This window comes from Serratia sp. BW106 (assembly GCF_002607755.1).
In the GTDB taxonomy this organism is placed as follows: domain Bacteria; phylum Pseudomonadota; class Gammaproteobacteria; order Enterobacterales; family Enterobacteriaceae; genus Serratia; species Serratia proteamaculans.
Genome location: NZ_MCGS01000002.1, coordinates 17,631 through 43,682 on the forward strand (window position 1 = coordinate 17,631; position 26,052 = coordinate 43,682).

The 26,052-nt window shown below is 54.4% G+C and carries 26 protein-coding genes and 3 tRNA genes; 10 read left to right on the forward strand and 19 right to left on the reverse strand.

All coding sequences use genetic code 11. From position 1 onward, the window contains the following. Window positions 1-126: a hypothetical protein gene (locus BEI65_RS27335; protein WP_255408973.1), complete on the forward strand. Its 126-nt coding sequence runs from the start codon at window positions 1-3 to the stop codon at window positions 124-126. Window positions 127-192: 66 nt separating this feature from the next. Here BEI65_RS27335 and eptB read toward each other — a convergent pair whose 3' ends face one another. The 5 genes from eptB to BEI65_RS00595 all read right to left on the reverse strand — a co-directional run bounded on the left by eptB (window position 193) and on the right by BEI65_RS00595 (window position 5,532). Next, window positions 193-1,845 carry a kdo(2)-lipid A phosphoethanolamine 7''-transferase gene (eptB, locus tag BEI65_RS00575; protein ID WP_099061653.1) on the reverse strand — a complete coding sequence of 551 codons (1,653 nt, stop codon included), beginning with the start codon at window positions 1,843-1,845 and terminating at the stop codon, window positions 193-195. Window positions 1,846-2,078: 233 nt separating this feature from the next. Further along, a complete protein-coding gene (celB, locus tag BEI65_RS00580; RefSeq protein ID WP_099061654.1) occupies window positions 2,079-3,440 on the reverse strand; it encodes a PTS cellobiose transporter subunit IIC in 1,362 nt (453 codons plus the stop codon). Window positions 3,441-3,495: 55 nt separating this feature from the next. Next, window positions 3,496-4,797, reverse strand: coding sequence for a 6-phospho-beta-glucosidase (locus BEI65_RS00585; protein WP_099061655.1), 1,302 nt, complete (start codon window positions 4,795-4,797; stop codon window positions 3,496-3,498). Further along, entirely contained in the window at window positions 4,790-5,116 is a 327-nt protein-coding gene (locus BEI65_RS00590; RefSeq protein WP_099061656.1) for a PTS lactose/cellobiose transporter subunit IIA, read from the reverse strand. Before BEI65_RS00590 ends, BEI65_RS00585 begins: the two co-directional genes overlap by 8 nt. Before the next feature lie 110 nt (window positions 5,117-5,226). Further along, a complete protein-coding gene (locus tag BEI65_RS00595; protein WP_099061657.1) occupies window positions 5,227-5,532 on the reverse strand; it encodes a PTS sugar transporter subunit IIB in 306 nt (101 codons plus the stop codon). 403 nt (window positions 5,533-5,935) lie between these two features. On the opposite strand from BEI65_RS00595, the gene BEI65_RS00600 reads away from it, so the two are divergent. Together BEI65_RS00600 and BEI65_RS00605 are read left to right on the forward strand one after the other, a co-directional pair. Next, entirely contained in the window at window positions 5,936-7,078 is a 1,143-nt protein-coding gene (locus BEI65_RS00600; protein ID WP_099061658.1) for a MurR/RpiR family transcriptional regulator, read from the forward strand. Between the two features lie 244 nt (window positions 7,079-7,322). After that, window positions 7,323-7,553: a biofilm development regulator YmgB/AriR family protein gene (locus BEI65_RS00605; RefSeq protein WP_099061659.1), complete on the forward strand. Its 231-nt coding sequence runs from the start codon at window positions 7,323-7,325 to the stop codon at window positions 7,551-7,553. Between the two features lie 248 nt (window positions 7,554-7,801). Here the strand turns inward: BEI65_RS00605 and BEI65_RS00610 are convergent. The 6 genes from BEI65_RS00610 to uvrY all read right to left on the reverse strand — a co-directional run bounded on the left by BEI65_RS00610 (window position 7,802) and on the right by uvrY (window position 11,338). Next, window positions 7,802-7,887 (reverse strand) — tRNA-Leu (locus tag BEI65_RS00610). Window positions 7,888-7,897: 10 nt separating this feature from the next. Next, window positions 7,898-7,971, reverse strand: a tRNA-Cys gene (locus BEI65_RS00615). A gap of 57 nt (window positions 7,972-8,028) precedes the next feature. Further along, window positions 8,029-8,104, reverse strand: a tRNA-Gly gene (locus BEI65_RS00620). Window positions 8,105-8,249: 145 nt separating this feature from the next. After that, window positions 8,250-8,798 carry a CDP-diacylglycerol--glycerol-3-phosphate 3-phosphatidyltransferase gene (pgsA, locus tag BEI65_RS00625; RefSeq protein WP_017892379.1) on the reverse strand — a complete coding sequence of 183 codons (549 nt, stop codon included), beginning with the start codon at window positions 8,796-8,798 and terminating at the stop codon, window positions 8,250-8,252. A gap of 58 nt (window positions 8,799-8,856) precedes the next feature. Then, complete coding sequence (gene uvrC, locus BEI65_RS00630; RefSeq protein ID WP_099061660.1) at window positions 8,857-10,689, reverse strand: excinuclease ABC subunit UvrC; 1,833 nt, start codon at window positions 10,687-10,689, stop codon at window positions 8,857-8,859. Next, window positions 10,682-11,338 (reverse strand): UvrY/SirA/GacA family response regulator transcription factor, encoded by a 657-nt coding sequence (gene uvrY, locus BEI65_RS00635; RefSeq protein ID WP_012006273.1) that lies wholly within the window; start codon window positions 11,336-11,338, stop codon window positions 10,682-10,684. The genes uvrC and uvrY overlap by 8 nt, the downstream gene beginning before the upstream one ends. A 764-nt stretch (window positions 11,339-12,102) precedes the next feature. Here uvrY and BEI65_RS00640 point away from each other — a divergent pair. Further along, window positions 12,103-12,327 carry a DUF2594 family protein gene (locus BEI65_RS00640; RefSeq protein WP_006321715.1) on the forward strand — a complete coding sequence of 75 codons (225 nt, stop codon included), beginning with the start codon at window positions 12,103-12,105 and terminating at the stop codon, window positions 12,325-12,327. A gap of 86 nt (window positions 12,328-12,413) precedes the next feature. Here the strand turns inward: BEI65_RS00640 and BEI65_RS00645 are convergent, their stop codons facing one another. After that, complete coding sequence (locus BEI65_RS00645; RefSeq protein ID WP_099061661.1) at window positions 12,414-12,845, reverse strand: hypothetical protein; 432 nt, start codon at window positions 12,843-12,845, stop codon at window positions 12,414-12,416. Between the two features lie 229 nt (window positions 12,846-13,074). Beyond that, complete coding sequence (locus BEI65_RS00650; RefSeq protein ID WP_198404385.1) at window positions 13,075-13,431, reverse strand: hypothetical protein; 357 nt, start codon at window positions 13,429-13,431, stop codon at window positions 13,075-13,077. A gap of 411 nt (window positions 13,432-13,842) precedes the next feature. Here BEI65_RS00650 and BEI65_RS00655 point away from each other — a divergent pair, with 411 nt between their 5' ends. Continuing rightward, on the forward strand, window positions 13,843-14,199 hold the full coding sequence (locus BEI65_RS00655; RefSeq protein ID WP_085116186.1) for a hypothetical protein: 357 nt from the start codon (window positions 13,843-13,845) through the stop codon (window positions 14,197-14,199). A gap of 101 nt (window positions 14,200-14,300) precedes the next feature. On the opposite strand, the gene BEI65_RS00660 is transcribed toward BEI65_RS00655, so the two are convergent. The 4 genes from BEI65_RS00660 to BEI65_RS00675 are packed head-to-tail and all read right to left on the reverse strand — an operon-like array spanning window position 14,301 to window position 17,884. Continuing rightward, entirely contained in the window at window positions 14,301-15,563 is a 1,263-nt protein-coding gene (locus BEI65_RS00660; protein WP_099061662.1) for an FAD/NAD(P)-binding oxidoreductase, read from the reverse strand. Then, complete coding sequence (locus tag BEI65_RS00665) at window positions 15,556-15,816, reverse strand: (2Fe-2S)-binding protein (RefSeq protein ID WP_099061663.1); 261 nt, start codon at window positions 15,814-15,816, stop codon at window positions 15,556-15,558. Before BEI65_RS00665 ends, BEI65_RS00660 begins: the two co-directional genes overlap by 8 nt. Beyond that, window positions 15,813-16,937 carry an FAD-binding oxidoreductase gene (locus BEI65_RS00670; RefSeq protein ID WP_099061664.1) on the reverse strand — a complete coding sequence of 375 codons (1,125 nt, stop codon included), beginning with the start codon at window positions 16,935-16,937 and terminating at the stop codon, window positions 15,813-15,815. The genes BEI65_RS00665 and BEI65_RS00670 overlap by 4 nt, the downstream gene beginning before the upstream one ends. Then, on the reverse strand, window positions 16,937-17,884 hold the full coding sequence (locus BEI65_RS00675; protein ID WP_099061665.1) for a 4-hydroxyproline epimerase: 948 nt from the start codon (window positions 17,882-17,884) through the stop codon (window positions 16,937-16,939). Before BEI65_RS00675 ends, BEI65_RS00670 begins: the two co-directional genes overlap by 1 nt. Window positions 17,885-18,169: 285 nt before the next feature. Between BEI65_RS00675 and BEI65_RS00680 the strand changes: the two genes are divergently transcribed. The 5 genes from BEI65_RS00680 to BEI65_RS00700 all read left to right on the forward strand — a co-directional run bounded on the left by BEI65_RS00680 (window position 18,170) and on the right by BEI65_RS00700 (window position 24,454). Then, window positions 18,170-19,015 carry an AraC family transcriptional regulator gene (locus BEI65_RS00680; protein WP_099061666.1) on the forward strand — a complete coding sequence of 282 codons (846 nt, stop codon included), beginning with the start codon at window positions 18,170-18,172 and terminating at the stop codon, window positions 19,013-19,015. Window positions 19,016-19,223: 208 nt separating this feature from the next. Further along, the gene (locus tag BEI65_RS00685) at window positions 19,224-20,144 is read left to right on the forward strand and encodes a dihydrodipicolinate synthase family protein (protein ID WP_099061667.1); all 921 of its coding nucleotides are present in this window, start codon (window positions 19,224-19,226) and stop codon (window positions 20,142-20,144) included. Window positions 20,145-20,201: 57 nt separating this feature from the next. Continuing rightward, entirely contained in the window at window positions 20,202-21,812 is a 1,611-nt protein-coding gene (locus tag BEI65_RS00690) for an aldehyde dehydrogenase (NADP(+)) (RefSeq protein ID WP_099061668.1), read from the forward strand. A gap of 44 nt (window positions 21,813-21,856) precedes the next feature. After that, on the forward strand, window positions 21,857-23,422 hold the full coding sequence (locus BEI65_RS00695; RefSeq protein WP_099061669.1) for an APC family permease: 1,566 nt from the start codon (window positions 21,857-21,859) through the stop codon (window positions 23,420-23,422). Between the two features lie 18 nt (window positions 23,423-23,440). Beyond that, on the forward strand, window positions 23,441-24,454 hold the full coding sequence (locus BEI65_RS00700) for an Ldh family oxidoreductase (RefSeq protein ID WP_099061670.1): 1,014 nt from the start codon (window positions 23,441-23,443) through the stop codon (window positions 24,452-24,454). A gap of 55 nt (window positions 24,455-24,509) precedes the next feature. On the opposite strand, the gene BEI65_RS00705 is transcribed toward BEI65_RS00700, so the two are convergent. Beyond that, window positions 24,510-24,938 (reverse strand): universal stress protein, encoded by a 429-nt coding sequence (locus BEI65_RS00705; protein WP_085116177.1) that lies wholly within the window; start codon window positions 24,936-24,938, stop codon window positions 24,510-24,512. Window positions 24,939-25,115: 177 nt separating this feature from the next. Beyond that, window positions 25,116-25,832, reverse strand: a complete 717-nt coding sequence (locus tag BEI65_RS00710) for an autoinducer binding domain-containing protein (RefSeq protein WP_099061671.1) — start codon at window positions 25,830-25,832, stop codon at window positions 25,116-25,118. Between the last annotated feature and the right edge of the window lie 220 nt (window positions 25,833-26,052).

Here is a 26,052-nt window from a genome sequence, read left to right on the forward strand (position 1 = left end):
ATGGATTTACCGGTTGTGATTGGGGTGGCCGTCATGATTGCCGTCTGGATAGGCGCAATGTTTAACATCGGTGATATCACCCCCAGCCTGGCACGCATCTTCCACTGGATAGAAAGCCTTCGCTAACCTGCTTTACCGCCCGCTTTAGCCAAAAAAAACCGCCTTGCGGCGGTTAGTCATTCTGCAATGGGCTCAGTTAACCTGACACCAGTTGTGCTGTTTCACAATGCCGCCGTCCGGTGAGGTATAACCGATGCAGCCGAGAATACTGTCGAACAGCTTCTCGTGGAAAACCGGCGTTTTTGCCCGCTGTAGCGCTTTCAACTGATTAAAGGCCGCCTGATGATCGGGCTGGCTGAGAAACTTGTCCGATGCCCAGACCATGATCGGAATGGTACGTTGCGCCTTTGGTGCATGGTCACGCGGGGTACCGTGAAAATGCATATTTTCCGAGATCGACTCACCGTGATCCGAAGCGTAGAACACGATGGCATTACGATTACGCAACTGATTGAAAACCTGCTCAAGGACGTAATCGGTATACAGCAGGCTGTTGTCGTAAGAGTTAACCATCGATTGCGTAGAGCAAGTGTCGTCAATACCCTGGCATTCCGGCTGGTAGCGGGCGAAAGCGCGAGGGTAGCGCTCGGTGTACATATAGTGCGAGCCTTTGGTATGCAGGATCACCAAGTGCTTGCCCTGCGGGTGACGATCTAACGAATCCCGCAACTCATCAATCAACGCAATATCATCCACAGGTTTGCCGGCATTGCGTTTTTCCGCCTGAATACTTTCTCTGAGCGCGTAATCATCCGCCTGGGTTTTGTTATAAAACCAGGCTTCACTCTGCATCGAGAATAGCTCTGAGGAAAAGCCCTGCTTTTTCAGCACTGAGAACACGTTCATTTCCTTCAGCGTCCGCTCGGGGGCTTCCGACGCACCGCCTTCTCGCACGAACATGCAACGTAGCGAGAGTTTGGTCGAGGTGTCGCAGGAATACCCTTGCAACACCGCAAGGTTGGTTTCCTTATCCAGATTCGGCGTGTTGTCACGCTGGTAACCGTAAATGCCCATATGGTCACGTCTGGCGCTTTCGCCGATCACAAACACCACATACAGATCATTCACGTCTTTTGGCGCTTGATAGGTAAAATGTGCTGCCGGATCAAACAGATTACGGCTGTCCTCTGCCTGGCTGTATGAGCTGTAGGTCAACAGCCCCAACGCCGAGAGCCAGTTGGACGGTGAATAACTGCCGGCCACCACGCCACCATAGCTGGCCATCATTTGATTATTATCCCGATCGTGGCGGTCCTGCACCTGGCCCATGAGTTTCAGTGGTAACCAGCACAGCAGTGCAGCGCTCAGCATCACGCCGCCCTTTTTGAACCAAGCCAGGTGGTTACCGCGCTTATAACTGGCCTCATGCATCGGCACCAACCAAATCAGCAGCAACGGCAACAGGCTAACCAGCACCACCCACACGCCAAAATGCCAGCCCACCGACTCCCTGGACAAGTCAACGTCAGTGGTCATCACCGCCGCCAGAATGCCGTAACCAATATCGACATGGAATAGCACCATGTAGTAGCTGGCAGCAACCGAACTCAATACCAATAACGAAGCCAAAATACGGAACAGTCTGCGCCCCAAAAACGAGATCAGTAGCGTGATGAAACACACCAGGCAGAAGGCGGCGACCACTTCAATGCCGATCGACAATAAATTGTCATAATGAAGTTGCTGATACCGGCGGTAAAATATGGGGATATTGAGTAACACACCGAGATAGAAAGCGATAAAGAAAGAGACCTGTAACTGGGTCCAGCGTCGGAACTTCTGCATTGTTGATACCATTCTTGCCAAAGTGAATTCATAACCGTTTGCCAGATACAGGTTATTGTTGAGAGTTTTCTCTCTCCTGCTGCTGGATGGTTATCTGACAGGCAATTTAGGCGGGCGTTGCTGCGGTGGCAAAAATTAACGTTGTTATAATGTAACAAGTCGTGTGTAAACCCTTTTTCATTCCCTTGCTGCGACGGCGACCTGTACGATCACCGCCGCAGAAAGTGCCTATTTTATGGTGTCTGCGGTTGCTCATCAGCCACGGCGTTTGGTACTGGCACCGCCGCCTGATTTTCTTCACGGTATTTTTGCTTATCCCAGGCACGGAAGAAGGGATAGTAAATTGCCATTGAAATCAACAGATTGACCACCTGGATCACCGTTCCCGAAATATGGCCACCGGTCGCCAGATAGCCACTGATGAAAATCGGTGTGGTGAACGGCAAGGCAATCCCCACCGGAGGTGTTACCAATCCGGTCGCCATCGCGCTGTAGGTCACGATCACCAGCACCACCGGGGTCAGGATAAACGGCAGGAAGAAGTACGGGTTCATCACCAGCGGGATCCCGAACACCATAGGTTCGCTGATATTAAACAGACAACCCGGTGCGGCGATTTTCCCCAACTGTTTCATCTGTGCACTACGGCTGCGCAACAGCATAAAGATCACCAACCCCAACAGAGCACCCGTGCCGCCGGGCGCAATCCACAGGTCGTAAAATTGCTGGGTAATAATGTGTGGGATCGGCTGATTGCTCTGAAACGCCACCAGGTTTTCTGACATATTCGCCAGCCACACCGGTTGAATAAACACCAGTACAATGGCGTCACCATGCAGCCCCAGCGTCCACAGCAGGCCGATCAGGATCACCGAGAAAATCATCCCCGGCAGCGTTCCCCCCACGTGATGCATTGGAATGCCGATCAGGGTGGCGATCATGGTATTGATATCGCCAAACGGCGTGGCCTCAACGATCAAACGCAACAACAAGATCACTGCCAACACGCAGAACCCCGGGATCAGCGCCAGGAAAGATTTCGCCACCGCCGGCGGTACCCCTTCCGGCATGTTGATCACCAGATTACGGTTATGCACAAAACGGTAGATTTCCGTCGACAGTAGTGCCACAACGATTGCCACAAACAGTCCCTGACTACCGATAAAATTCATCGGCAGCACGCCTTTAACAATTTGCTCCGCAGCCCCTTTCACCGGCGCAAACAGCGTATGCTGGGGAATGGTCATGATAAACGCCACCAGCGAAACTGCACCGGTACTGAGCGGATCCATCCCGCGGTATTTCTCCGCCAGCCGATAGGCAATACCAAAGCTGGAGATAATCGCCATGATGTCGTAAGTCGCCTTGACCGGATACAGCAACTTGTCCCGCCATGCTGCACCAAACACCTCGCCCATCAGATTGGCGTAGCTGGGGATCGGTAAATAAGCGAAGATCAGGAAAAATGACCCGATTAACATAAACGGCATGTTGAGAATTATGCCGTCCCGCACTGACAAAATATGTTTTTGCCCGGCGATTTTTAACGCCGTCGGCAACACGTAACGTTCCAGAATACTATTTAGACCCGCCATCATCCCCCCTGCCCGGCAAAGCCGGCTGTCGTGATTGTTATTATGGAATATCGACTTAATTAAACTGCGGTAAATAGGCCTGGTTAAGGCTCAACACTTCGTCCAGCAAGGGTTGTGCGATGCCGACACCGCCAATCAGCGGGTTCACCACCAGCGCCAACAGCGCACTCTGGCGATCGCCATGCACCGCCGCCTCTATGGTCAGCCGTTCAAAATCTTTAACCTGCTGGGTCAAGCCGTTCATGGCCAGTGGCAACGGGCCGAAACTCAGCGGGTGAGCGCCTTGCGCATCGATCACACAGTTGGTTTCAATCACCGCATCATCCGGCAGGCCCTGAATGGCGCCGTTATTACGGGTATTCACCACCAGCACCTTGCCGCTGTTATTGTGAATGGCGCGGATCAATTCGACCGCCACCTCAGAATAGAAAGCACCGCCACGAAAGCTCAGTTGCTCCGGTTTTTTATCCAGTGTCGGGTCGGCATACAAGGCAAACAGCTCCGCCTCAACCTTCATTACCTGTTCGGCGCGAGTGCCCTGAGCCGCGGCCGCTTCCATCTCTTCTTCCAGCATGCCGGCGGTTTGATAAAAATAGCGGTGATACGGACAAGGGATCGCTCCCAGCGCCTGCAAAAATGCCGGTGGCCACGGCAGGTCTTTGATGTTGTTCATTGACAGCGTTTCGCCATTGCTCAGCATCTCCAGCACTTTGGCGGTCACATCCTTACCGCTTTGTGTGACCTGATGCACCCACACCATATGGTTCAGCCCGGCGAAACGCAGATCCACCTGATCGTGCGGTGCTTTCAACATATCGGCGATCATGTGGTGCATGGTGATCGGCACGTTGCACAGACCAATAATCTTCGCCTTGCTGTAACGTGAGACCGCTTCGGTGACGATCCCGGCCGGATTGGTAAAGTTGATAATCCAGGCATCCGGCGCCACAGTTTCTACCACGCGCGCCACTTCCAGCATGACCGGAATGGTACGTAGTGCCTTGGCGAAGCCGCCGATGCCGGTGGTTTCCTGCCCCAGCCGCTGGTATTTCAGCCCCAGACGCTCATCGGCAGCACGGGCGGCCAGTTGCCCCACCCGCAACTGGGTCAGCACAAAACTGGCACCGCGAATGGCCGGCTCCAGTGTGAAATGCACCGAAACCACCACCTGCTCCAGCCCATTGCGCTTAAGCATTCTTTTGGTCAATTCGGCAATGATGCTCACTTTCTCACGGCCGGATTCCACATCGACCAGCGCCAGCTCGGTTAACGGAACGTCCTGATAATGCGCGATCAATCCTTCGACCAGCTCCGGCGTGTAGCTGCTGCCCCCGCCGATTACGGTGATTTTAGTCATTGCCTGTCCCCTGGGGTAAACGACGATAAAGTTCGATCATGTCGGTGGCCAGATCCTGGATCAGCATCGCATTCATCAAATGATCCTGCGCATGCACCAGAATTAAACTGACCGGTACCTTTCCACAGCCTTCATCCATACCAATCAGCTCCGTCTGCATGCCATGTGCCCGGCCGATAGCGGCCTTCGCCTCTTCCAGCCTGTCGCCAGCGGCCTCAAATTCACCGCGACGCGCTAATTGCAATGCAGAAAGCAGCGAACTTCGCGCACTGCCGGCATGAACCAGCAATTCCATCACGCTAGTTTCCAAATCCATCATTCCCTCCCCCGCCTGATGACAGGCACGGTGATCCCACTACGGGTCAGTGATATAACCCGCAATAAATCAATAAATAAACGAATGTGAGAAGCCTGGTTCCCGAAGGATTTTCAGGCCAGCAGGCCGAGCGCCTTGTCCAGTACCTTGTCGCCGCGCATGGTGCCGTAATCCATCATGTCGATAACCGCCACGGTTTTGCCCAAGGGCGCCGCCAGTTCAGCAAGCCGCGCATGTTCATATTTAACCTGCGGCCCCAACAGGACGATATCCGCCCGGCCGACGATACGTTCAAAATCCGCTACCGGTACAGCTTCAATCTCGATATCCAGCGCCCGTTTTTGGGCTTCGATTTTCATTTTTTGTACCAGCATGCTGGTAGACATTCCTGCGGCGCAGCATAAGACGATTGTTTGCATTTTTCAGTGTCCCGGTTGTTAGCCACCACGGCTGTTCAAATATAAAACAGCTATGTAACACGCTTGTAAATACCTTAGATCCATACGATTTGATTATGATTTTTATTTAATTGTTTAAAAACATACAGTTATATAAAAATCGTCATGAAAATTTTTTTCAACACTGTGATCGGCGATCGAGTTATGCTCGACTAAAAATTTCAATTTAGAGTTTTATCGTTTAAAAACAGCAGGATAAATAACCAGCGAATAAACATTGAGAGCAGCGTCGTGTTTTCCCACAGGGTATATTGAAAATTATTTTCATTGGCTTATTCTGCGGGTTATCGCTTTATGCCGTGCGAAAAACAGGCTAGCTTGAAGCACAGGTGCCGGTTGGCATAACAGAAGGGACACTGCAGTCATGGATCTCGTTTACCACATTCAGTTTCGCCAGAGTCCGTTCAGCCGCCAGGAGGCGAAAATTGCCCGGACTATCCTGGACAACCTCAGCTTCACTTCAACGGCGACCATTGAACAGTTGGCGGAGCGAGCCGGCGTCAGTACCGAGATCGTCGCTCATTTTGCTAAAACCCTGGGCTGCCAGGATCTTAACGACTTTATCTCGCTGATGCGTACCCAACCTGTGCCGGCAAACCAGCCGGCAGCAGTAGCACAACCCGTGCTGGGCGGCATGGATATCGCCTTCGCCTCAGCCGCCGGTATTGGCAAGCTGCCCGGCGTCAGCCCCACGACTTTGAGTCGCTTTGCCAAATCCATCGGCTGTGAAGATATCGGCGACATCGTCTATCAGATCCGCGCGCGGCAAAACCAATTCAGTCAGCAGGAAGCCAAGGTCGCACAGACCATTCTGGACGATATCGCCTTCGCCTCTTCCGCCACTATAGAGCTACTGGCCAGTCAGGCTGGGGTCAGTCCGGCGACCATCACCCGCTTCGCCAAAACCATCGGTTGTGATGATATTCGCGATCTGCGTATGAAGCTGGCGCAGGCCAGCGTCAGTGGCTCACGCTATTTGAGCACCCAATCCACGCCCAATGGGCCTCCTCGTTTGTGGCTGCAACGTGTCAACGACGTGGAGACTACGCTGCATCAACAGCTGCAACAGGTAGAGCATTCGTCGTTAATCGACGCCAGCCAACAGGTGAGCCAGTCCAAAAGTGTGCATATTTTTGGCGTAAACAGCATGGCGCTGTACGTCAACGAGCTGCAACAACGCCTGGTGGGTTTGGGCTACCCTGCCTTTGCCTGCCAGGATGCGGCACTGATGCGCATGACCGCCTCTACTCTGAGCACACAGCAGTGCGTGATATTGCTGTCGATGAGTGGGGAAAATACCGATTTGCTCAATGCTGCCAGGCTGGCCGGCGCCACGGGGGCTTATCGCATCGCCCTTACCCCGGCAGGTAGCACGCTGGCGACGCTGGCAGATAAGGTATTGCCGCTCAGTGGCGGCAGCGCAGCTCGCTACGGGCTGATGCTGACCCTGGACCTGCTGCTGGCACAGCTGCTGCCCGAGAGTTTGGGCGCACAAACAGAAGATTAAATCCGCACTGCCGCACCGTTCAGGTTTCCTCAGGATCTGCCCGTCAGGCCAGGGCAACGACCTGAGGATTTTCCTAATTAGCCATCCAGATTGCCGCTGCCTATTGATAGGAATATTCTTACTACGCTATCGTTAACCTTCCACCTGGATATCACCCTAAGTGGAATTTGCACGATTTTATTTTTTATATGGCTTCTCTGCCAGCTTCGGCTGGCGCTTTAAATTTCATCAGCGGTAAAATTCCATGATCGATTACACCCTTTACGGTCTCAACGATAAAGATATCGAGACGTACCGTGAACAAATCTACAACTTGCTCGGTAAGGGCATTATTCAGGTGCTCTCCGCCAATCAACCCATCAGCAAGCAAAACATTCTCGCTTATCTGATCAAAGAGATCGAAAGACAACCCGATGACTACGGCCAAAAGCTGCACCGAGCGGCAATCGAAGTCATTGGCGTCACTGGCCGCTAAGGAACGGCATATGCAGTACCATCATCTCCATCACCGCCACAGATAAGCACAACCCCGGCTCAACGGCCGGGTATTTTCGCCAGGCCAGAATGATGATTGTCGTTTGGCCGTCAGGAAATGATTTGGCGTTTGAATAGGGTAAAGGGATATCAGGAGGGTATGGCGAAGGGGGTCAGAAACAAAAAAACCGCCTCACGGCGGCTACGACATTACTACTTATTGCTTTGTTATTCTTGAATTTATTTTCCTGGTACCCGGGGCGGGACTTGAACCCGCACAGCCATAAGCCGAGGGATTTTAAATCCCTTGTGTCTACCGATTTCACCACCCGGGCTCGGGAAAATTGGAGGCGCGTTCCGGAGTCGAACCGGACTAGACGGATTTGCAATCCGCTACATAACCGCTTTGTTAACGCGCCTAAATTCTATTTGCCTTTTACAGGCTAAAGCTCGTAAAACACCAGCTTTATTAAATTTGGAGCGGGAAACGAGACTCGAACTCGCGACCCCGACCTTGGCAAGGTCGTGCTCTACCAACTGAGCTATTCCCGCATTAATCAGAACTTACTGATTTTTTTGCTATCTTTCGGCAAATCACTGCTGCCGTCTGATGCGATGCATTCTACTTACCTGACGTAATGAGTCAATAAAATTGTTGGCTCATTACGTTTGTTTGACGATTTTTGCAGCGCTTTGATCAGGGTTCCAGCAAATCTTTGCGGGCAGCGTTCAAATATTGGAACATTGACCAGAAAGTCAGCACCGCCGCGATGTACAACAAACCAAAGGACACATACTCAACGGTCCGGTCCGGGCGCCACAGCAACCCGACCAGCGACATCATTTGCGCCATGGTTTTCACTTTACCAATCCAGGACACCGCCACGCTGCTGCGCTTACCGATCTCCGCCATCCACTCACGCAGTGACGAGATGATAATTTCACGGGCAATCATGGTCGCCGCAGGCAGGGTAATCCACCAGACATGGTAGTGTTCTGCCACCAGAACCAGCGCTACCGCCACCATCACCTTGTCCGCCACCGGGTCGAGGAACGCCCCAAAACGGGTAGTTTGCTTCCAGCGACGGGCGAGGAAACCATCGAACCAGTCGGTTATGGCAGCAAACACAAAGATGACGGCGCAAACCATCGGAGCCCAGGTGAACGGCAGATAAAATGCCAGAACAAAGAATGGGATCAGAACTACGCGAAACAGAGTAAGCCAAGTCGGTATATTCAATTGCATAATGCTACGGTAACTATCTGGCTGGAGTGGGAATTAAGAGTATGTTGCTACATTGCCCTCAGTGTTTCAATGCATTGTAGATCTTTTCTGCCAATGCTTGTGAAATACCCGGCACTTTTGCAATTTCCTCAACGCTGGCGTTCAATAATGGTTGAAGTCCGCCCATATACTTCAACAGCACCTGTCGCCGTTTTGGTCCAACGCCGTCGATCAGTTCCAACGCGCTGGTATTTCTTACTTTTGCCCTTCTCTGACGGTGCCCGGTGATCGCGTGGTTATGCGAATCATCGCGGATGTGCTGGATCAGATGCAGCGCCGGTGAATCCGACGGCAGGGCAATGCCCTCACCTTCCGGCACAAAGAACAACGTCTCCAACCCGGCTTTGCGGTCAGCGCCTTTGGCGATGCCAATCAGCAAGGGTTTGTTTTTATCCCAGCTCACGTTCAGCGAATTAAACACATCAATCGCCATACCTAGCTGCCCTTTACCGCCATCAATAAAGATAACGTCGGGGATTTTTTTCTCTTCCAGAGCCTTACCATAGCGGCGTTTCAGCACTTGCGCCATCGCCGCATAGTCATCCCCCGGTGTAATGCCGGTGATATTATAGCGCCGATACTCAGAACGCAGCGGCCCATTCGCGTCAAACACCACGCAAGAAGCGACGGTTTGCTCACCCATGGTATGGCTGATGTCGAAGCACTCCATGCGGTTAATCTCGGAAAGATTCAGTACCTTCGTCAATTCTGCCAATCGCTGATGAATGGTCGACTGCTGAGAAAGCTTGGTGGTCAAGGCAGTCGCTGCATTGGTACGCGCCAGTTTGAGGTAGCGTGCGCGATCCCCTCGCGGTTTGCTCTGGATCTGGATTTTACGACCGGCCAGTTCAGAGAGCGACTCGGCCAACAGGTCTTTCTCCGGCAAGGTGAAATCCAACAGGATTTCTGCCGGCAAGGTACGCATCTGGCTGCCCTGTAGATAGAACTGACCGACAAATGTCTGTACCACTTCGCTCATTTCGGTGCCGCCCGGCACTTTGGGGAAGTAACTGCGGCTGCCCAACACTTTACCCTGGCGAATAAACAATACGTGCAGGCAGGCCATACCAGACTCGAATGCCACACCGATCACATCCAGATCGTCGCTGTTACCGGACACGAACTGCCGCTCCGTCACTCTGCGTACTGCCTGGATCTGATCGCGTATCCGCGCGGCCTCTTCAAAGTTCAATGTCTTGCTGGCGTTTTCCATCCGTTCAATCAACTGATGCAGCACCTGTTGATCCTTGCCGGACAGAAACAGGCGCACATAATCCACCTGCTGGCGATACTCATCTTCACTCACCAACCCGGCGACACAGGGCCCCAGGCAACGACCGATCTGGTATTGCAAACAGGGGCGCGAGCGGTTGCGATACACGCTGTTCTCACACTGACGTATCGGGAACAGTTTCTGCAGCAGCGCCAGCGTCTCACGCACGGCATAGGAATTGGGGAATGGGCCGAAATACTCCCCCTTGGCGTGTTTGGCACCACGATGTACGGCCAGCCGTGGGTGGCTGTCCGCACTGAGGAAAATCAGCGGATAAGATTTATCGTCTCGCAAAAGAACATTGTATCGCGGCTGGTATAACTTTATGTAGTTATGTTCCAGTAATAGCGCCTCTGTTTCGGTATGCGTAACAGTTACGTCTATTTGAGCGATATTTTTAACCAGCGTCTCAGTTTTACGGCTACCCACCTGCTGGCGGAAGTAACTGGCGAGGCGTTTTTTCAGATCTTTGGCTTTACCGACGTAGATAACCGTGCCAGTAGCGTCGTACATTCTGTAGACGCCAGGCTGGCTGGTTACGGTGCTTAGAAATGCTTTGGCATCAAAACGGTCACTCACTGCTTAACAACGTCTCCGCATTGAACAATCCGTGTCGGATAGCCAGGTGGGTCAATTCAACATCACCGCTGATATTCAGCTTGCTGAACATACGGTAGCGATAACTGTTCACCGTTTTAGGGCTGAGACTCAGTTGTTCCGAGATCTCGTTAACCTTTTTACCTTTGGTGATCATCAGCATAATCTGCAGCTCGCGCTCAGAAAGGCAGCTAAACGGCGTTTCCGTCTGCGGCTCCAGCTGACTCAACGCCATTTGCTGGGCAATATCGGACGCGATATAGCGCTGTCCGGCCTGTACCGCACGAATGGCATTGACCACATCCTGTGGTGCAGCGCCCTTACTCAGGTAGCCCGCGGCCCCAGCCTGCATCACTTTGGCAGGCAATGGGTTCTCGGTATGAATAGTCAGCATGATAACTTTCACGTCGGGCGCATAACGCACAATCTTGCGCGTGGCTTCCAGCCCGCCAATACCCGGCATGTTCATATCCATAAGAACGATATCTACAGCATTGCCACGGCACCATTTCACGGCGTCTTCACCGCACTGGGCCTCCCCGACAACTTTTATACCTTTGATATCTTCAAGAATGCGTCGTATCCCTGCGCGCACCAGTTCGTGGTCATCAACAAGAAGAACGCTAATCAAGGAAAAATCTCCAAAAAGAAGGGAGTAACGCAATCAGCCTCTGTTATAGCCTGAGATATTACTTGTTTTTCAGACAAGAATGAACACAGATTAATACTTACTCCCGATTAACTTTGCGGAATGGGCCTGATTTTTGAATTTTAGCCGCCCAATGCAGCCCGATAAAACCATGGATTGCAGAGGAAAAGCCGACGATGGAAATATTACCATGTGCAGTCCTGACCTTATGATAGTGCGTCTACCCTAAACCGCAGGTAAAATCAGTGTAAGCAATCGCAACACAAATAATAGTAATGCCACTCAATGTGATTGTAATCCATTGAAACAAAACAATATGGTAACTTTGCCTTTATCTCACAGGGCTAAAACCATTGCAAAAGAAATTATTCACCCCGCGTCCGGGCACGTCAGGCAAGGGGCTAATGTTGATCATTTAAATAATCGGAACAAGTAAACAATAAACAGGCGGACAAATACTTATTAACACAGAAAAAATAACCTGGCGGTATTGTTTGGCAAGCTGATTAATTAATCAATAGTGAGTATGCACTATAATGTGAAATCGGTTAAATCCCGGATAGATACCAGGTTAACCACCACGGTCCCCGATCCAGCGCTATCAGTGCAGATGGATACCTGGATGCTATGCTATACTCCGCGCCCAGTTAAATACGCATCTGCAGGTCCGAGTGAATGACATCGGTGTGGGTGCGCATAAAAATGTACATTGCTTCAGGCTTCGGCCTCAAAAATCAGGAGAGAAAATGAGCAACGTTGATTTCACTACGTCTGCAAACCCGGAAACGCTGGCGACAGAAGTTGCCTGCCTTAAAGCCACACTGACGCTGATCCTGAAATCGATCGGTCAGGCCGATGCCGGGAAAGTCATTATCAACATGGAACGCTTTATCGCACAGATTGAAGATCCGGCCCAGGCCGAAATCTTTAAAAACAGCATCCAACAGATTAAGCACGCTTACCGTCAATAATCTGTCGCCCTTCCGGCCTGCCGTCATTGCGGGCCCGTTTCCTCTGCGGGGATGGTGGCAAGGGCGTTGATTGCGCCCCGCCTGAATTACGGCTTACTGGCCTGCAACACAAAGCCGCGCTGCATATCACCCGCAATGCGGAAATAGCGGCTCTCACCGGCGCGCAGCGTCATTGGCAAGCGCCCGCTGGTATCACGCCAGATGCACAGGCTATTTTCGATCATATCCTGCCCAATGCTAATTTCATTATTGCCTACCGGCACCCGGAACTCGGCCTTTTCTTTGGACGCCAGCGATGCGGCAAATTCTCCGTTGATATAAACCCCGGTCCGGCAACTTCCTGCCAGCATCCCACTGTCGCGCACTACCACTACCGTGGCAAAAGGCGTTTGCGGGACATTCTGATACAGCATCAACCGGCTGGGAGGCGGTGATTCAGCCTGCTGTAAGGGGACCGCCTGAGTGGCACAGCCAGACAACAGCACGGTGGTAACGAATAACGCAGCGTAATGCTTCATCCTGAACTCCTGAAATAAACCCATCCTCATACTAGCAAGAGAACTGCCACTGACTGTAGCATCGGGACATCATCAATGAAAAATTAGGATAACTTCCAGTGAACTGGAGAAATTCTGGGAGGTAACAATACCTCGGTGCCGACCGCCTTGCCTGTCAGGCAAGGCAACCGACCACCATAAGAAGATTCTGTGGTTAGCGTATTGAAATGAGTAAGATTTTTATGATTTCTTAAAGCTTAACCATGCGTTTTTTGATGTCATCACGAAATACACTGCCCACATAGTTAAAGCCATCCTCAGTCACATAGACCCGCGAGTAGCCGTTTTCTGACAGCGTCGTCACCATATAACCGGCGTTAATCATCTCCGTAGAAGGTGCATTCATAAGGGTAAGAAAACCGCGTCCTCGGCACCATTGATAAAAGCGAGTGCGGCCATAGCCAAATGAATCACCGACATCAGAAAGGTTTCTCAACCTGTCACAATCATCTGATAATGAAGGTAAATCACCACTGTCTTTAGGTATCTCTGATTTATTCGCCAAAATAAAACTCCCTTTAATTTCTTCATCATCATGATGAATCACTCATCCTTGCTGAATCTAAAAAATTTGTACATAAATTGCAATCGTATTACCGGCGAATTCAATAATGGCTTTAATTGTGATTATTTTGAAAAAGCAATATAAACATCCCAACTTTAATTCCCCACTGAATAAATATCCTTTTGCAGCCAATAATAAGAAAAAATCCTTAGGTAAATATCTTAAGGAATAAGTCGGATATATCATCAGAAAAAACTTAGCACGAATATGATAACAAATAAGTATTATTTCACTTCCAGATACTCATCCTTGCTACCCGTCACCTCAACCTTTTCTAAACAATAACTATTATCATTTCCAATTTTTGCCTCAGTTTATTACACTCACGCCCCACCTCGCCTAGGAAGATTCTTAGCGAGTGCTTTTAGGATGAAATGAAGAGTTAGGGATATCATGAAGACGTATAGATTTTTGATTTTATTACCATTAGTTACATTGACGGCCTGCACTCAATGGGAGAGAGCCGGTGCCGGGAACGCCACACGCGAGGCGGAATATGCGGAGTGCAAGGGACGAGGCTACGAACGTTTCCCCCCCGATGTGGTGAGAGATTTCGAGTTTAGCTACGAAAACCAATACCATAGCTGTGAGAAAGACAAGAAAGACTGCCCGAAAGGCTACCGTTACGATAAACAACCTTCGTTTAAAACGGTGCAAAATGATCGCAATGAAGGTGCCCGTTCGGCGACCATCGAAGCCTGTATGTATGGCAAAGGCTGGCATGAGAAAACCTATTACTGGCCACAGTAACAGGAGCAACAACGGACTTGGTGTCTGGGCCCGTTAGCACAACTTGCCGCCGGAGATGACTCATCATCACCGTGCGGCGTGCCTGAGTGCAGTTAGTTGGCTTATCCGTCAGTCTCGCTGCGCCCCAAACGGGCCAGAGTGGCGACCCTGACTGGCGTCAGCGGGACCCTCGGAGCCGGCAGTGGCCAGTCGAGTAAATGGCGTGCCGCTGTCGCACAGATTTTGCCCTGGCAAGCGCCCATACCGCAGCGGCTGCTCAACTTGGCCGCTGTCCAATCTGCAAATTCACTGCACTGATGCAAAGACACATCCTCACAACGACACAAGAGCGTTTCCGGTGTCGCCAGCGTTTTCAGCACTGGATTGAGCGCAAAGGTTCGCGCCACCGCACCGGCAAATCGCCGCCACTTATCGCATTGCGCCATCAAGGCTTGTGCCTGCACCAGGTTGCCGGTTGCGGCATAGCCGGCAATCGCCCCCTCCGTCAACGCCAACTCGCTGCCGCCGATCCCAGTACATTCACCGGCTGCATAAATCTGTGGCTGACTGGTTTGCTGGTAAAGATCCACGGCAACCGCGTCATTTTGGATACGGCACCCCAACAACATCGCCAGTTCGATATTCGCTACCAACCCAAAACCGCAGGCCAGACGATCGCAATCTAGCGTGACCTCACGAGCCCCTTTTTGGATATGAATCGCCGTCAGTCGCTGTTCGCCCAACGCTTCCAGCACGTAGCTGTCAGGACGATAATGCCGGTTGAACAGGCTAAAGGACTGACGCAGTTTCACCGGCCAGCGCCACAAACCACCGGCAAAGGCCGCCAACCGAGCGACAGGGGCCTGTTCCGCCAACATCACCACTTCGCCACCAGCTTTCACTACGCTGGCAGCCACGGCCAACAACAGTGGCCCACTACCGGCAATGACGACCCGCTCCCCTTTGATAGACAACCCTTGCTTAATCTGCGCCTGCAATCCACCGGCCCCGGTCACCCCTGGCAGTGTCCAGCCGGGAAATGGCAGCAGAAGTTCCCGGGCACCACAGCACAGGAGCAACGCTTGATAATCCACCGTCCCGCTGCCCGCCGCATCTTCATAGAGAATTTTCTGCGGCCCGCACTGGGCGACAATCTTCACGCCGTTAAGCAGCGTCACATTATCCAGCCCCCCGACAACCTGCCGATATTGCAGAGCCAGTGCCGGCAATGCCACGTTCGGCCCGTCACGCCAGATCTGCCCACCGGGGCGCAGGTTATCGTCGAGCACCAACACCGACTGACCACTCTCTGCCGCAGCACCGGCTGCCGCCAACCCTGCCGGGCCGGCTCCGATAATCAGCACATCGCACGCGAGATCACTCATTTTCTGTCCTCTCAATACGCATGCCAGGCTGGCACAACGTCTGGCACGCCAAACGCCGCACACCATTCACCGTGACGCGGCATTCCTGGCAGATGCCCATGCCGCAAAACGGCGCGCGGGGTTGCCCATTGACCGAGATGCGGCAGCTATCCCGCCCGCTCAGACTGAGCGCCGCGGCCACGCTGGAACCCTCAGGTACGCAGAGGCTTTCACCGTCAAGGGTCAATGTCAGTAAATTCTGTTTTTGGCTCATACCGGCAAGGCCTCCTTACGGAACATTCGTGCCGCCAGATAAGGGGTATCGTCAATCGCCGGTCGATGGTTATGGATCTGCGCCGTAATCAGCGCAGCACTGCCCAGCGCGGTGGTGACGCCCAGGCCTTCATGCCCCAAGGCCAGCCACAGCCAGCGATGTTGTGGATGCGGCCCGAGTAACGGCAAACCGTCTGCAGACGCGGCGCGCTGGCCGGTCCAGCAGCGGATAATGTTCATCTGCGCCAATGTGGGCAAAAAAGTGGTAGCCCGTGCCAGCATGGCGGCCAGTAACGGCATATCGATGCTGCTGTCGGGGGCATCAAACTGGCGGGAAGAGCCGATCAACAGTTGGCCTGTTGGCCTGGCCTGAACGTTAAATGCCACCGAGGTACCGTCGCTGGCGTGAGCACTGGCACCATACCCCAGCTCGACCAACTGGTGACGTACCCGTTGCGGATAGCGATCGGTGATCGCCAGATGCCCTTTCTTGGCGCGTAGCAAGGGTTGTTCCAGTAACTTGTCAGCCTGTAACCCACAGGCCACCACCACCACCGGTGCCGTCAACCGTTCGCCTCCCGTCAGCGCCACCGCCTGCTGTTCCAACGCGGTAACATCACCCACAACCACCCTGACCGCCGGTCCGGCGTCGGCCACTAACCAGCGGGCGACATTGGGCGCATAAACAATGCCGTCGCCTGGTACACGCAAGCCACCGGCCAGTCCGGGCCGCAGCATGGGTTCATGAGCAGCAACCTGCGCGGCGCTCAGTGCTTCGCTCGCCACACCGTATTCCGCCATGCGTTGCAGTTTACCTTCGGCAATCGCCATTTCATCGTCCCGCTCCGCCAACCACAGCGTACCGCAGCCGCGCCAGGCACAGTTTTCCGGCATGCGATCCACCAGGTTGCGCCACAGTTGCAATGAATAGGCGCTTAAAGCCAACTCGGCGGGATTATCGTCCATGCAAACCAGGTGCCCCATACCCGCCGCCGTCGCCCCGGCACGCTGGTTGTCCACCAGCAGCACTTGTAACCCTTGCTGCGCCAACTGCCAGGCGCAGGCGGCACCGATGATACCGGCGCCCACCACTATCGCATCTGCCCGCCTGTCGGCAACCATCAGCGGATCCCCCAAACGAAGGGATCGCGCTCGTCCAGCAGCAGTTGGCTGTCGGCACACACGTAGGCCTGACCGCGAATAAAGGGGGTCACGCGATCGCCACTGCGTTGGTAATAGCCGCTGAACTGGCTGCCAATCACGCTCGCCTGGTGCCAGATCTCACCCGGCTGCAATTTGCCGTCGGCCGCCAGACAGGCCAGTTTGGCGCTGGTGCCGGTACCGCAAGGCGAGCGATCATAAGCTTTGCCAGGACACAGCACGAAGTTGCGACTGTCGGCCTGCGCGTCATCAGAAAAGAGTTCGATATGATCGATAACACCGCCGTCTTCCCCATAAATCCCTGCGCTCTCGATCGCCTGACGCACCGCCCAGCTAAAGGCGGTGAGCGCCTCCAGATTTTGCGTATTGATCGCCAGATGATGCTCACCGATCAGGAAAAACCAGTTACCGCCCCAGGCGATATCCCCCACCACCAGCCCATAGCCGCTGACCTCAACCCTGACCTGTTGGCGATACCGATAGGCCGGGACGTTTTCCACCGTCACGCTGCCGTCCTGGTGCAAGGTGGCGTTCACCGTACCCACCGGGGTTTCTATCAGGTGCTCACCGACGCCAATTCGCCCCATGTAGGCCAGTGAGGCCACCAGACCTATGGTGCCATGACCGCACATCCCCAAATAACCGCTGTTGTTGAAGAAAATCACCCCGGCGGCGGCCTGCGGTGAGCAGGGCTGACACAGCAAGGCCCCCACCAGCACGTCGTTGCCGCGAGGTTCCAGAATGATCGCGCTACGCCAGTCGTCATACTGCTGTGCAAACAGCGCCTTGCGCTCAGCCATGCTGCCGGTGCCCAAATCGGGGAATCCTTCGACAATCAGTCGGGTGGGTTCCCCGGCGGTATGGGAATCGATCGCCCGCAGCGCGGTGAAATGCGAAGAAAGTGCCATCGGAGTCTCCTGGGTTAATGAAATGTTACCGATGGGGCTAGACTGACCGAATATGCTGACGGCGGCTTGATGGATTTCGGCGTGGCGAATGCAGAAATCGGCACAATCCTCCAGGCGGGATGGTGTCGGGCCGGTACACCCCAGGGAACAAAAGTATGCGGTCATCCGCATAATTGGCAGCTAAGCTTGAAAAGTTATAAGAAAGTTAATATTGATTAAGCGCGCCAAAAACGGCCTGTCCGGCCGCCTCAGACTCTGAGTCACCCAGCGGGAAAAGGTAATGCTATGCGTTTAGCCCAGGATCATCAGGTTGTTACGGCTCCTCTCCCCCTTATCGAGGAACCGGAAGAGGACATTTTTGCCGTAGAACAACTGTCCCGCTGGTGTGATGGACTGGCGCAACAACGTCCGAACACCCTGCACGATCTGCTAAATTCACTGGCTTTGATTGCACCGCTGCTCAACGCCATTCCCAACGTGGTGTTCTTCATCAAAGACCTGCAAGCGCGTTACCTGCTGGCCAACCTGACGCTGGCCAAACGTTGCGGCTTTAAAACCGTCACCCCCCTGCTGGGGAAAACCTCGGCGGACGTGTTTCCGACCCAATTAGGGTCAGGTTATACCGAGCAGGATCTGCGCGTGCTGCGCAACGGCGTGCTGATCCAGGACCAACTGGAGATGCACCTGTACAGTGGGCGCGAGACCGGCTGGTGCCTGACGCAAAAACTGGCGTTGTTCGATGCGCAGGGCAAAATCATCGGCATGGCGGGCATCTCGCACGATCTGCAGGAGGCCAAAGCCAACCACCCAGCCTATCAGCGGCTGGCAGCGATCGACGTCTATATTCGTCAACATTACGCCCGACCGATTGCCCTTGAGGAATTAACCGCACTCACTGCCCTTTCCGTGGCGCAGATCGAACGTTACTGCAAACGTATTTTTCACCTCACGCCACGCCAGATGATCCACAAGGTTCGGCTGGAAAAAGCCACCGAACTGCTGGCAGGCGACTTGCCGATTACCGACATTGCCCTGCAGTGCGGCTACACCGATCACAGCGCATTCAGCCGCCAATTCAAAGCCATGACCGGGTCTACACCGCGCGACTTCCGCACCACCCTATCACCTTAACCCTATGATTTAATTTATTAACAAACTTCACTTCGGCGCTTTTAAGGTCAGGCTTTTCGCCGCCTGATGCGTAGTGCCACTGTGCCAATTTCGTCATGGCATTCGGAGAAAACCGTCAAGCCCCTGCGAACAATACAGGTCAATCTGTGATTGGATTTTACCAATAATTCACCATTGATTAACAAACTTGGACGACAGGACAAACATTATGAGCCATAAAGCCATTAGCTGGAGCGGCGTATTCCCGGCGGTCAGCACTCAGTTTCGTAGCGATTTCTCTCTGGATCTCGACGCCACCCATACGGTGATCAAAAACCTGGTCAAAGACGGCGTTTCTGGCCTGGTGGTGTGCGGCACCGTGGGCGAAAACACTTCGATGACCGTTCAGGAAAAACTCTCGGTGATTGAAGTGGCGCGCGATGCGGCGCAAGGCAAGGTCCCGGTGATTGCCGGCATTGCCGAATTCACCACTGCCTTTGCCCGTGACATGGCGCGTGAAGCGCAAAAGGTCGGCGTTGACGGTATCATGGTCATGCCTGCGCTGGTCTACTCCGCCAAACCTCACGAAACGGCCGCCCACTTTCGCAGCGTCGCCACTGCCACCGATCTGCCGATCATGGTCTACAACAACCCGCCGATTTACAAAAACGACGTGACGCCGGACATTCTGACGTCGTTGGTCGACTGCGAAAATATCGTGTGCTTCAAGGACTCTTCCGGCGATACCCGCCGCTTTATCGACCTGCGTAACGAGGTCGGCGATCGCTTTGTGCTGTTCGCCGGGCTAGATGACGTGGTGCTGGAAAGCATCGCCGTCGGTGCCGAAGGCTGGATCTCCGGCATGTCCAACGCCTTTCCGCGTGAAGGCGAAACCCTGTTCCGTCTGGCGAAGCAAAAACGCTTTGAGGAAGCACTGGCGCTGTATAGCTGGTTTATGCCGTTGCTGCATCTGGATGCGCGGCCGGACCTGGTGCAGTGCATCAAGCTGTGTGAAGAGCTGGTAGGTCGCGGCAGCGCCATCACCCGTCCACCCCGCCTGGCGTTGCAGGGCGATACGCTGGCCGAAGTCACCGCCGTGGTTAAAAAAGCGCTGGCAAACCGCCCTGCGCTGCCAGACGTCGGCCTGTAATTGCCACTCTCGCCCGGCCACCTGCCGGGCCCAGCCACTTGCCTATTGGGGGAACCCATGCCCAACGCCCATACCATCAGCGGTCAACAGTTTATTGGCGGCCAACGCCGCGCCAGCGGTGAGGCCGAACTGGTCAGCCTGCGCGCCGATAACGGCCAGCCGACCGGCCACCGTTTTTTCTCGGCCAGCATCGCAGAAACCGCCGCCGCCGCCGATGCCGCCGCACAGGCGTTCACCGCCTATTCTCAACTCAGTGCCGAACGCCGGGCTGACTTTCTTGAGGCGATTGCCGAGCAGTTGGATGCACTGGATGAGGAATTCTTTACCTTCGCCATGCAGGAAACCGCCCTGCCATTAGCGCGGCTGAGCGGTGAACGTGCCAGAACCAGTGGCCAGATGCGGTTATTTGCCACCCTGTTACGCCGTGGCGATGTACATGCTGTGCGTATCGACGGCGCGTTACCCCAGCGGACGCCGCTACCCCGTCCGGATCTACGCCAATACCGCACGGCACTCGGTCCGGTGGCGGTGTTTGGCGCCAGCAATTTCCCACTGGCCTTCTCTACCGCGGGCGGTGATACCGCCGCCGCACTGGCCGCAGGTTGCCCGGTGGTGTTCAAGGCGCACGGTGGCCATATGATCACCGCCGAGCTGACCGCACAGGCGATTGAACGGGCCAGAGAACAGCAACAGATCCCGGCCGGGGTATTCAACATGATTTACGGCGACCGCATTGGCGCGGAACTGGTACAGCACCCGGCCATTCAGGCGGTGGGCTTTACCGGCTCGCTACGCGGCGGCAGAGCCTTGTTCGATCTGGCCATGCGCCGTCCGCACCCCATCCCGGTCTTTGCCGAGATGTCGAGCATCAACCCGCTGATCATCATGCCGCAGGCATTAGCCCAACGTGGGCAACAGATCGCACGCGATCTGGTGGCCTCTTTCACGCTGGGTTGCGGCCAGTTCTGTACCAAGCCGGGGCTGATCATCGGCCAACGCGGCGAAGCATTCAGCCAGTTTATCCGTGAATTAACCGAGCGGGTGAACGCCGCCGCCCCGCAACCGATGCTCAATGCCGGCACGCTGGCACATTACCGCAGCGGATTGGCGGCACTGGATCAGCACCAGGGCATTTGCCATCTGGCCGGTGATCCTGAGGATCGGCCTCATCTGGCGGCGCCACAACTGTATCAGACCGACAGTCATTTACTGCTCAGCGGGGATCCGCTGTTGCAGGAAGAAGTGTTTGGCCCGGCAGCCATTGTGGTGACGGTAGAAAACCACCAGCAACTGACCGCCGCGTTGGAAAGCCTGCAAGGGCAACTGACCGCCACGCTGCTGACCGACGCTGACGATCTGGCCGACGCCGCGCCGCTGGCGCAACTGCTGACCCGTAAAGCCGGACGAGTGCTGTTCAACGGCTACCCAACCGGAGTGGAAGTGTGCGACGCCATGGTTCACGGCGGCCCTTATCCGGCCACCAGCGATGCCCGTGGCACCTCGGTCGGTACGTTGGCCATTGAGCGTTTCCTGCGCCCGGTCTGCCTGCAAAATTACCCGGCTGCGTTATTGCCGCCACCGTTGCAAGACAGTAATCCGCTTGGCCTGCTGAGGCTGGTTAACGGTATTTACACCCGAGATCCGATCCACTCACCTGCCAGCAACTAGCCCGGCCGCATCTGCATGCCACCTAATAACAAAAGGGTAAACCCATGACAACCCAAGGCAAATTCAAGAAGCAGCTTACGCTCACCGATTTGACGTTTATCGGCCTGGGCGCAATTTTTGGTTCCGGCTGGCTGTTCGCTGCCAGCCACGTCTCTTCCATCGCCGGTCCCGCCGGCATCTACTCCTGGCTGATCGGCGGTTTAGCCGTGCTGTTGCTGGGCATTGTTTACTGTGAACTGGGTGCGGCGCTGCCCCGTGCCGGCGGCATTATCCGCTACCCGGTGTTCTCCCACGGCGAACTGATGGGCTATCTGCTGGGGTTTATTACCCTGATCGCCTTCTCCAGCCTGATATCGATTGAGATCGTCGCGGCCCGCCAGTACGCCGCCGCCTGGTTTCCCTTTCTGAGCCAGCCCGGCTCCGGTAACCCGACGCTGATCGGCTGGCTGGTCCAGCTCCTGCTGCTGTGCTTTTTCTTCGCCCTGAATTACTACAGCGTCAAAACTTTTGCCAAATCCAACAATCTGATCAGCGTGATTAAATTCGTGGTACCCCTGCTGGTGATTGTGGTGCTGTTCAGCTTCTTCAAACCCGAAAATCTGCACAGTCAGGGGTTTGCGCCCTTTGGCTCCGCCGGGGTGGAAGCGGCCATTTCCGCCGGGGGGATTATCTTCGCCTATCTGGGTCTGACGCCGATCATCTCGGTCGCCAGCGAGGTGCAAAATCCGCAGCGCACCATTCCTATCGCGCTGATCCTGTCGGTGGTGTTGTCCACCATCATTTACGTGCTGTTGCAGGTGGCCTTCCTAGGCAGTATTCCCAGCGAAATGCTGAGTGGCGGTTGGGCCGGTATCAGCCAGCAATTTTCCCTGCCTTATCGTGACATCGCCATCACCCTGGGTATGGGCTGGCTGGCGTTTCTGGTGGTGAGCGATGCGATTATCTCACCGAGCGGCACCGGCAATATTTACATGAACGCCACCCCACGCGTGGTGTACGGCTGGGCCCGTGCAGGTACCTTCTTCAAGATCTTTACCCGCGTCGACGGTGAATCCGGTATTCCACGCCCTGCACTGTGGCTGACCTTTGCACTGTCGATCTTCTGGACGCTGCCCTTCCCCTCCTGGGAGAAGCTGATCGGTGTAGTCTCCGCCGCGCTGGTGCTGAGTTACGCCATTGCACCGGTCACCGCTGCCGGTCTGCGGCGCAATGCGCCGGATCTGCCGCGTCCCTTCTTCGTGCGCGGGTTCTGCGTACTCGGGCCGGTATCATTTATCATTTCAGCGCTGATCGTATACTGGTCCGGCTGGAATACCGTGTCCTGGCTGCTCGGCCTGCAGATCCTGATGTTTGTGGTTTATATCCTGTTCAAAAATAAGGTACCGACCCACGCCGTCAGCCTGAAGCAACAGATTTGGTCGTCGCTGTGGCTGATTGCCTTCTACGCCTTGATCATTGCCGCGTCCTACCTCGGCAGTTTTGGTGGCATTAATGCCATTGGCCACCCGTGGGACACCATCACGGTGGCGGTCATTGCGTTGGCAATCTATTACTGGGGCGCCTATACCTGTTTACCTCAGGCGAATTTTGCCGGTGATGAAGAAGAGTAACCGCAAAGGAGATAGCTGATGACACAAACCCAGAGCCTGAGCTTGAAAGAGGCCTATGATCTTGCGCTCCGCGCACTGCGCAGCAACGGTTTCAGCGCCGAACATGCCGATGCCGTTGCGCAGAATGTGACGGCCGGTGAACGCGACGGCTGCGCATCGCACGGTCTGTACCGGGTGCTTGGCTGCGTGCGCTCGCTGCTGGCCGGCAAGGTGTCCGCCGATGCGCGCCCGACGCTGGTCGATCAAGCCCCGGCCATCCTGCGGGTAGATGCCCACGACGCCTTTTCGCTGCTGGCCTACCGTACCGCGCTACCGGCGTTTATTGATAAGGTGCGCACTAACGGCATCGCCGCGTTGGCGATTAATCACTGCGTACATTACTCCGCGCTGTGGGCCGATATCGAGCCCCTGACCGATCGGGGATTGGTGGCACTGGCCTGTACTCCGAGCCATGCCTGGGTGACGCCGGCGGGGGGAACCCGGCCGCTGTTTGGCACCAATCCGATTGCCTTCGGCTGGCCGCGTCCGCAGCTTCCACCCTTTATTTTCGATATGGCCACCAGCGCGGCGGCACGCGGCGAGATTGAGCTGCATCGCCGCGCAGGGACACCACTGCCGCCGGGTTGGGGCATCGATCAACAGGGGGAACCTTCTACCGATGCCGCCAGCGTGTTGCAGGGTGCAATGCTGACCTTTGGCGGTCATAAGGGGTCGGCGCTGGCGGCCATGGTTGAGCTGATCGCCGGGCCGTTGATTGGCGATATGACCAGTAAGGAATCGCTGGCCTACGATCGGCAAACCGGCTCCTCCCCTTACGGTGGCGAGCTGATCATCGCGATGGATCCCGATCGTTTCCTGGGGGCGGACAAAGCGCTGCATTTGGCCAGGGCGGAAGCCTTATTTGCGGATATGAGCGAGCAAGGGGCGCGTATTCCGGGAGAACGGCGTTTTCAGCGGCGGCAGTACAGCGAGCAGCACGGTATTAGCTTACCGCAGACGCTGTATGACGAGATTGTGGCTCTCTGCCGCTAATAGTCCCCCTCTCCTGTGGGAGAGGGGGACTCTCACCTAAGCTACGTCTAAAAGATTACCTGACCACCATCACCGAGATATTGGCGTGACGCACAATGGCTGCGGCGTTGGAGCCCAGCAGGTAGGTTTTCACACTCGGGCGGCGTGAGCCGATGATGATCAGATCGGCCTCGATTTCCTCTGCCAGCACCAGCACTTCATCGCGCGGTGAACCAAAGCTGACGGTGTAATCCAGGCGATCCAGCGGAATGTCGATTTCTGACATGATCTTCTTGAGTTTATCCACCGCCTTCACTTCCGCCTGATTCTCAAACTCCTTGATACCGAAAGAATAAGCGGTAACGAATGCCGAGGCATCCGGCAACGCATGGAAGAAATGCACTTTGGCACCGGATATTTTCGCCAGGTACTCAACATGTTCCAGCGCATGCTCGGTCAACAGATCTTCTTCAATATCTATCGGCACTAATATGGTCTTGTACATATCACATCCCTTCTATGTCACCTTGGTGACTACAGGGTACTGCCGGGAAGGATAAGGGTGAACCGCTTTCTCGCGCTTTTGTGATCGGCGGTAAATACTGGTTAGGATAATTCCTTATTTAACAAAATATAAACGTCACATGTCTAACGGCTAGCCGCTTAATTATTTCAAACCGGGTTAAATAAGCTGTAAATACACCGCTTTCGCCGTGGCGGCAGTTTTATTGGCCACCGACAGCTTTTTAATCGAATTACCAATGTGGAAATTCACTGTACGCTCACTCAGCCCCATTAACAGAGCGGTTTCTTCTGAGGTTTTACCTTCGCTGCACCAACGTAAAATATCCTTCTCGCGCAGTGTCAGCACATCTTTGATCGCCTCGTCGTTCACCGATATTAATGCTTCACGCAGCGTTTTATGAACAATCTGCGCCAGCCACAAGAAGAAAGTTTCGTTACGTGCGCTGGCCTGTGGTGACTGAACGGGAATACTTTTGCCGGCAAAGGTGAGGATCCCCAGCCGGCCATAGCAATCCTTGATTGACTGCGACCAGCCTTCACGGATGCCAAACTGCGCCATGCGCCACCACAGCTCCGGCTTGTCCTGGTAGAAGCGTTCATCCCAATGAAATTGCAGCGTAGAGTGATGGGCCTGCTCAATCACCGGATCCTGCAGGTAGACCCGCAGCTTGCGGTAGTCCTCCAGGTAGGACTCGGGGAAATTCCCCTCTATCAGCATTTTGGGGCGGCTGGCCGGGTAGCAGGAAAAGACCGTGTAAGAAAAGTATTCAAAACCCAACGCCTGGGCACAAGGTTCCAGTTGGCTTAAAAAAGCCTCGCGATCTGGCAGACGGGTCAGTAAGGCTTCCATCAAAGGCTGAAGGTGGGTGTCCATAAAACAGGTTCTCCAGAAAGCCGCACCGGGTTATCGATAAGTAAGATTAACTATAGTGGAGGGCTCAGGGTGACAACAGCCGTTTCATAGTATAAAAAATTCCATGGCTATAACAAAAACAGCTATTCCCCCTCGATTATGAATAAATAACGCCCTTTAAATGGCGTTAATTCCAGAAATTACGCGAATAACATAAAGCCGATTTATTGTAAACCTGTCA